Annotated in this window: 7 protein-coding genes; 4 read left to right on the top strand and 3 right to left on the bottom strand. The window is 72.8% G+C overall.

All coding sequences use genetic code 11. From position 1 onward, the window contains the following. Nucleotides 1-181 precede the first annotated feature (181 nt). Nucleotides 182-964, bottom strand: coding sequence for a heliorhodopsin HeR (heR, locus tag Q1K33_RS11730; RefSeq protein ID WP_300404101.1), 783 nt, complete (start codon nt 962-964; stop codon nt 182-184). Nucleotides 965-1119: 155 nt separating this feature from the next. On the opposite strand from heR, the gene Q1K33_RS11725 reads away from it, so the two are divergent. Continuing rightward, nucleotides 1120-2460 carry a protealysin inhibitor emfourin gene (locus Q1K33_RS11725; RefSeq protein ID WP_300404099.1) on the top strand — a complete coding sequence of 447 codons (1341 nt, stop codon included), beginning with the start codon at nt 1120-1122 and terminating at the stop codon, nt 2458-2460. Nucleotides 2461-2523: 63 nt separating this feature from the next. On the opposite strand, the gene Q1K33_RS11720 is transcribed toward Q1K33_RS11725, so the two are convergent. Beyond that, complete coding sequence (locus tag Q1K33_RS11720) at nt 2524-3288, bottom strand: SDR family oxidoreductase (protein WP_300404097.1); 765 nt, start codon at nt 3286-3288, stop codon at nt 2524-2526. An 83-nt stretch (nt 3289-3371) separates the two neighbouring features. Between Q1K33_RS11720 and Q1K33_RS11715 the strand changes: the two genes are divergently transcribed. From Q1K33_RS11715 to Q1K33_RS11705, 3 genes are all read left to right on the top strand, one after another. Continuing rightward, nucleotides 3372-3770 carry a hypothetical protein gene (locus tag Q1K33_RS11715; RefSeq protein WP_300404095.1) on the top strand — a complete coding sequence of 133 codons (399 nt, stop codon included), beginning with the start codon at nt 3372-3374 and terminating at the stop codon, nt 3768-3770. Between the two features lie 117 nt (nt 3771-3887). Continuing rightward, the gene (gene mshA, locus Q1K33_RS11710; protein ID WP_300404117.1) at nt 3888-5117 is read left to right on the top strand and encodes a D-inositol-3-phosphate glycosyltransferase; all 1230 of its coding nucleotides are present in this window, start codon (nt 3888-3890) and stop codon (nt 5115-5117) included. Further along, complete coding sequence (locus Q1K33_RS11705; RefSeq protein ID WP_300404093.1) at nt 5114-5635, top strand: YbjN domain-containing protein; 522 nt, start codon at nt 5114-5116, stop codon at nt 5633-5635. Before mshA ends, Q1K33_RS11705 begins: the two co-directional genes overlap by 4 nt. A 3-nt stretch (nt 5636-5638) precedes the next feature. Here the strand turns inward: Q1K33_RS11705 and Q1K33_RS11700 are convergent, their stop codons facing one another. Further along, on the bottom strand, nt 5639-6592 hold the full coding sequence (locus Q1K33_RS11700) for a DMT family transporter (RefSeq protein ID WP_300404091.1): 954 nt from the start codon (nt 6590-6592) through the stop codon (nt 5639-5641). Nucleotides 6593-6665 lie beyond the last annotated feature (73 nt).

Genomic DNA, 6665 nt, shown 5'->3' with positions numbered 1-6665 from the left:
GTCGCGGGTTCGTCCCTCACCCGCGGGGCGTGCTCAACCTTCGCTGACCACGGCCCCGCTCGTTCCTCGCGGGGCGTTCGGCGTGCGGGGTTTCGTCGTGCCCGTCGCGGGTTCGTCCCTCACCCGCGGGGCGTGCTCAACCTTCGCTGACCACGGCCCCGCTCGTTCCTCGCGGGGCCTGTCAGCTCGCCAACGACCCTCCGAAGATCTGCCAGGCCAGCGCCGACTTCGCGCCGAGGCTGAGCACCAGGTAGGCCTTCTCGCCGTACGCGTAGCTGCGCCACGGCCCGACCTCGCGGTACTGCAACCACTGGTTGAGCGCGAAGCTGGAGAAGAAGACGAACAGCGACACGAAGATGCCGTAGACGAAGCCGGGCACCTCGTCGGCGCCGGCGGTGTTGATGATGATCGCGACCCACGGCGCCGCGCCGGCGACGGTGCCGAACCAGAACGGCAGCATCGTGGTGCGCTCACGACCCGGCGGGTTCATCGCCTCCTGGAGCCAGCCGAAGAGGATCATCGCGACGTTGGCGCCGACGATCGCCACGACCGCGGCGATGTCGGTGATCCCGTTGTAGAAGCCGATCAGGACGATCATCAGCGTCGCGCTGACGGAGTACTCGATCCAGCGGAACCGGTTGATCCCGCGGCGCAGGTCGGCCTCGTAGCGACCCCGCAGCACGGTCGCGGTGAGGAGGTGGTCGATCGCGGCCAGCGCCAGGAAGAGCGCGATCGCGACGCCGATCCGGACGTCGAACAGGGCCTCCGGTGCCGGCGGCTCAGTGCCGGGAGGGCCCTGCGGGAACGTCGAGGTGACCGTGATCGCGAACGAGCTCGCCAGCACCAGCACGGCGACGGCCTGGGCGGCGTGCAGGACGGTGAGGCCGAGGTTCCAGCGACGCAGGTCGGCGAGGCGGGCGTCGTCGACGCCGGACGCAGTGGGGGCGGGGGTGGTGGTGCTCATGGCGCTCCTGGTCGGTGGTGGTGGATGGCACGAGTGAACTCGCACCAGCGCCTTGCGTGCTCACCCTCGTGGCTTCGTCTCGTCCCTCGCGCCCTGCTGCTCGCTCGACACCCGCACGGTAGCGCGGTGTCGCCGGCGTGGGGTTGGCTGGACCCATGACTCTCGGGACCCCCGCTCGCTGCCACTTCGTGCCGCCCTACCTGATGCGACGCCTCGGCCGGCTCGCCGACGCCGAGGTCGACGACGAGCTCCGTACGGCGCGCGCCCGCGCCGACCACCTCGCCGTACGCGCCACCGCGATCGCCGGCCCTTCCTGGACCGTGCACACGGCCGAGCAGACCCGGCAGCTGCCGGGACGGCCGGTGCGCGCGGCAGGCGAGCCGGTGAGCGGCGACGAGGCCGTCGATGAGGCGGCGACCGGGATCAGCGGGTCGCTGGCCCTGTTCGAGGAGGTCTACGCCCGCTCGTCGTACGACGGCCAGGGGGCGCCGGTCAGCCTGACCGTGCACTACGGACGCGACTACCCCAACGCGTTCTGGGACGGCACCCAGCTGGTCTTCGGCGACGGCGACCGCGAGGTCTTCGACCGGTTCACCCGCTCGGTCGACGTGCTCGCCCACGAGCTGACCCACGCCGTGACCGAGCGCACCGCCGGGCTCGTCTACGCCGACCAGCCCGGCGCGCTCAACGAATCGCTCTCGGACGTCTTCGCCTCCTGCCTCAAGCAGCGGCTCCTCGGCCAGGAGGCGGCCGACGGCGACTGGCTGATCGGCGCCGAGATATTCCTGCCCGGTGTCCAGGCGCGCGGACTGCGCGACCTGCGCGCGCCAGGCACCGCCTACGACGACCCGCGGCTCGGCACGGACCCGCAGCCGGGGCACCTGGACGACTACGTCAGCGGGCCCGAGGACAACGGTGGCGTCCACATCAACTCCGGCATCCCCAACCGAGCCTTCCACCTCGCGGCCGTGGGCATCGGCGGCACGTCGTGGGATGGTGCCGGCCGGATCTGGTACGACGCCCTGGTGGGTGGCGACGTCGGCCCGGACACCGACTTCACCGGGTTCGCCGCGGCGACCGTCGTGGCCGCCGGCCCGCATACGGAGACCGTGACGCGGGCCTGGGCCGACGTGGGAGTGCTGCTGGACGACTCGCAGGCCGCGTCGGGTGGGGCGGCGGGGCCCGCACCGTCGCACGTGGGCGGGCGCACCGTGCGCGTCCAGCGCAGCGGTGGCTTCGCCGGCCGGGTCTCCGAGGCGAGCGTCGACCTCGACGAGGTCGCGCTGCGCCCCGACGGAGAGCTGGCCGACCTGCCCCGGCTGGTGGCACGGGTGCGGCAGCAGGGAGACCTCGCCGCGGGCAAGCCGGCCAACCCGATGCCCGACATGTTCCTCTACGACCTCGACCTGTGCGGGTCGCGCGCACGACTGCCCGAGCACCAGCTCAGCGACGACCTGCGGCGGATCGTCGACCTGGTGCTGCGCTCGGGTCAGTGAGGTCCGGCGACGTCCAGTGCGGCGCAGTGCCGCTCAGTGCGGCGCAGTGCCGTCCAGTGCCGCTCAGGGGCCCGGGTGGACCCGGTGCACCTTGTGCTGGGCGGCCTGCGCGCGCGGCCTGATCACGAGCTCGTCGACGCTCACGTGGGCGGGGCGGGTGACCACCCAGCTGATCGCGTCGGCGACGTCTTCGGCGACGAGGGGCTCGGCGACCCCGGCGTACACCGCCGCGGCTGCCTCGGCGTCGCCGTCGTAGCGCACCAGCGCGAACTCGTCGGTGCGCACCATCCCCGGCGCGACCTCGACGACCCTGACGGGCTGGTCGTAGAGCTCGAGCCGCAGGGTCTCGGTCACCACCTGGGTGCCGTGCTTGGCCGCGGTGTAGCCGCCACCGCCCTCGTAGGCGACCCGGCCGGCTGTCGAGCCGACGTTGCACACGATCCCGGCAGGGGCGGCGAGGAGAGCCGGAAGCAGCGCGCGGGTGACCTGCACCAGCCCGATCACGTTGACGTCGTACATCCGTCGCCACGCGTCGACGTCGGCCTCGGACACCGGTGCGGCCCCGAAGGCGCCGCCGGCGTTGTTGACCAGGACGTCGAGGGCGCCCCCGAGCGTCTCGACCACGGCGACCAGCGCCTGGACCGAGTCGGCGTCGGTGACGTCGCAGGTCACCGCGGTGCCGTCGATCTCGGCGGCGAGCGCCTCGATCCGCTCCGTACGGCGCGCCGCGCAGACCACGTGGAAGCCCTCGGCGTGCAGGGCCCGAGCGGTGGCGGCCCCGATGCCGCTGCTGGCTCCGGTGACGACGGCGGTACGGCGGTTGCTCATGGTCGGCATTCTGCTCCGGGCCGGCGGAGACCGACGAGCGGGGGACCCATCGCCCTCACCCCCGGGGGTGACAGACTCCCCTCGTGTCTCGCGTGACCCGACCCCTCGCCCTGGGCGCGGCCCTGCTGGGCGGCATCTGCTGGGTGCTCAACCTGTACGTCGACGCGACAGCGCTCTGGTGGCCCGGCACGGTCCTGCTCCTGGGTGCAGCCGCCCTGCTCGGCCTCGGCCTGGCCCGGCTGCCGTGGGTGGCGGCCGTGGCCGGCCTCGGCTCGGCGGCTCTGGCGTGGTCGCTGGCCGTGCTGCTGCGCGACCTCGGCGAGGCTCAGGTCGTGGAGGCGGTGATCGGAGCCGGGGCGGCTCTGCTGGTCGGGATCGCGATGCTCCTGCCCGCACGCGGACGCGTCCGGGGCGGTGCTCGGGTGCGCACCACCAGCCGGAGCGTCGGTCGGGCAGGCGGCCCGGGGAATCATCGCGGCTAGCCCATGGTTGTCGCGCTGGGACCGGGTTGCGCCTCATGGCGCCCCGGCCCGCACCGATGACCGACAGCGTGACGCGTGAGAGGGGGCCGAGCCGTGGACGACCTACGCCGCGTGGCGATGATCAGCCTGCACACCTCGCCCCTGCACCAGCCCGGCACCGGCGACGCCGGTGGGATGAACGTCTACGTCGTCGAGCTCAGCCGCCGTCTCGCCGCGCGCGGCGTCCAGGTCGACATCTTCACCCGCGCCACCAGCTCCCGGCTGCCACCGATCGTGCCGCTCGCCGACGGTGTCTGGGTGCGCCACATCCCGGCCGGACCCTTCGAGGGCCTGACCAAGCACGAGCTGCCCGGCCAGCTGTGCGTCTTCGCCCGCGAGGTGCTGCGCACCGAGGCCGCCCACCCCGTCGGGCACTACGACGCGGTGCACTCCCACTACTGGCTCTCCGGGCAGGTCGGCGCGCTGGCGCGCGACCGCTGGGGTGTCCCGCTGATCCACAGCATGCACACGATGGCCAAGGTCAAGAACGACGCCCTCGCCGTCGATGACACCCCGGAGCCGGCCGCGCGCGTGATCGGCGAGGAGCAGGTCGTCGAGGCCGCCGACGTGCTCGTGGCCAACACCGACCTCGAGGCCAAGCAGCTGATCAACTCCTACGACGCCGACCCCGGCCGGGTCGAGGTCGTCCACCCCGGCGTCGACCTCGCGGTCTTCCGGCCGCGCTCGGGCGTGCGCTCCGGGCTCGGCCTGAGCGACGACGCGATCGTGCTGCTCTTCGCCGGGCGGATCCAGCCCCTCAAGGCACCCGACGTCCTCGTGCGCGCCGTCGCCCTGCTGCTCGAGCGGCGGCCGGAGCTGCGGTCGCGGCTCGTCGTGCCGATCGTCGGCGGGCCCTCCGGCAGCGGTCTCGACCGGCCTTCCGCGCTGGCGGCCCTCGCCGGCGAGCTGGGCGTTGCCGACGTCGTGCGGTTCGTCCCGCCGGTCGAGCAGGGCGAGCTGGCCCGCTGGTACGCCGCGGCGACCGTGGTCGCCGTACCGTCCTACAACGAGTCGTTCGGTCTCGTCGCGGCCGAGGCCCAGGCGTGCGGCACGCCCGTGGTCGCCGCGGCCGTCGGAGGACTGACCACGGTCGTCCGCGACGGCCACAGCGGCCTGCTGATCGACACCCACGACCCGGCCGACTGGGCGCACGCGCTGCGCCGCGTCGTCACCGACGACGACCTGCGCGCGAGGCTGGCAGCCGGTGCGCTGGTGCAGGCCGAGCAGTTCTCGTGGGAGGCCACCGCGGACGCCACGGCGGCCGTCTACCAACGGGCGAGGGTCCGCATGCGATCCTCGGTGAGATGAGCACCGAGCCGGCCACCACCGTCCGCGCCTACCTGGGCGCCAACGACATCGAGTTCGACGAGGCGACCGAGGGCGTCTTCTCGTTCGCACTCCCCGGCGAGAAGAAGCTGCAGACCGCCGTCCGCCTCGACGTCGGCTCGCACGCCCTGTCGGTGCACGCCTTCGTCTGCCGCTCGCCCGACGAGAACCACGAGGAGGTCTACCGCTGGCTGCTCCAGCGCAACCTCAAGCTGTACGCCGTCGCGTTCGCCCTCGACCGGCTCGGCGACATCTACCTGGACGCTCGGCTGCCGCTGAGCAGCATCAACGACGAGGAGCTCGACCGCCTGCTCGGCTCGGTCCTGTCGGTCGCCGACGAGTCCTTCAACACGATCCTCGAGCTGGGCTTCGCCTCCTCGATCCGCAAGGAGTGGGAGTGGCGCAAGCTGCGCGGCGAGCCGACCCACAACCTCGAGGCGTTCCGGGGGTGGCTGGAGTCCGAGGACTCCTACACCCCGGCGCCGGGCGAGCAGAACTGATCCTCAGCCACTCGAGGTCCGGCTGAGCTCAGCCCGCCGCGACTTCCTCGACGTACGCCGCGCCACCCAGACACCGACGAGCGCGAGCAGCCCGCCCGGGTAGGCCAGCGCCGGGGGGACCTCGTCGAGCAGCACCAGGCTCATCACCACGGTGATCGGCGGGACCAGGTAGGTCGTGACGCCGAGGCTCGAGGCGCTCATGTGCTGCAGTGCGTAGCCGTAGGTCGTGAAGGCGATCGCCGTGGGGAAGATCCCGAGGTAGACCAGCCACCACGCCGAGGAGGCCGGCGCCCGACCCAGCTCGGAGACGAGGGAGCCGGCGAACGGCAGGCACGCCACGGCCCCCACGGTGCAGGCCAGCCAGGTGACGTGCAGCGCCGACATGGTGGCGACGAGGGGCTTCTGCACGATCAGGCTCACCGCGTACACCGCAGCGGCCAGCACGCACAGCCCGACCCCGAGCAGGTCGCGGTCACCGTCGGGCGAGCTCGACAGCGCGATCAGGGCGACGCCCGAGAAGGCCAGCACGAGGCCGACGACGAGCTGGAGGGTGAAGCGCTCGGAGAGGAAGATGGCGGCGAGCACGGCGATCAGCACAGGTGAGACCTGGATCAGCATCGCGGCCGTGCCGGCGTCGACGCGCTGCTCACCCTCGTTGAGGGCGACCATGTACACGCCGTACCAGAGCACGCCAATGACCACGATGGAGCGCCACTGCCGAGCGCTGGGGCGGGGCAGGCCTCGGGGGAGGGCGAACGCCGCGAGTGCCACGGCGCCGACGAGCAACCGGCCGAGCGAGAGCGGACCTGCCGAGAAGTCCTCGCCGAGGTGGCGGATCGCGACGAAGGCCGAGGCCCACAGGAGCAGGGTCGTGCCCACGGCGGCCAGCGGCAGCCAGGCCGGCGGGCCGTCGATCGGGGTCGCGACCGGCGGGCCCGTCGTCGGCGTACTGGTCATGAGCAAAGACTACGGACGCTCATGTGCGGCTGTCGCGCGGGTTTCGGACGTCGGGGCGCGAGATCCTGCCGGA

Source organism: Nocardioides sp., from assembly GCF_029937575.1.
Classification (GTDB): Bacteria; Actinomycetota; Actinomycetes; order Propionibacteriales; family Nocardioidaceae; genus Nocardioides.
Note: the sequence above shows the minus strand (reverse complement) of the source record. Positions and strands in the feature narration are given on the sequence as shown.

Bases quoted from the DNA above. Each gene is read 5' to 3' on its own strand.
- Q1K33_RS11725 (WP_300404099.1), top strand. From the start codon at position 1,120: ATGACTCTCGGGACCCCCGCTCGCTGCCACTTCGTGCCGCCCTACCTG.
- Q1K33_RS11700 (WP_300404091.1), bottom strand. From the start codon at position 6,592: ATGACCAGTACGCCGACGACGGGCCCGCCGGTCGCGACCCCGATCGAC.
- Q1K33_RS11720 (WP_300404097.1), bottom strand. From the start codon at position 3,288: ATGAGCAACCGCCGTACCGCCGTCGTCACCGGAGCCAGCAGCGGCATC.
- mshA (WP_300404117.1), top strand. From the start codon at position 3,888: ATGATCAGCCTGCACACCTCGCCCCTGCACCAGCCCGGCACCGGCGAC.
- Q1K33_RS11705 (WP_300404093.1), top strand. From the start codon at position 5,114: ATGAGCACCGAGCCGGCCACCACCGTCCGCGCCTACCTGGGCGCCAAC.
- heR (WP_300404101.1), bottom strand. From the start codon at position 964: ATGAGCACCACCACCCCCGCCCCCACTGCGTCCGGCGTCGACGACGCC.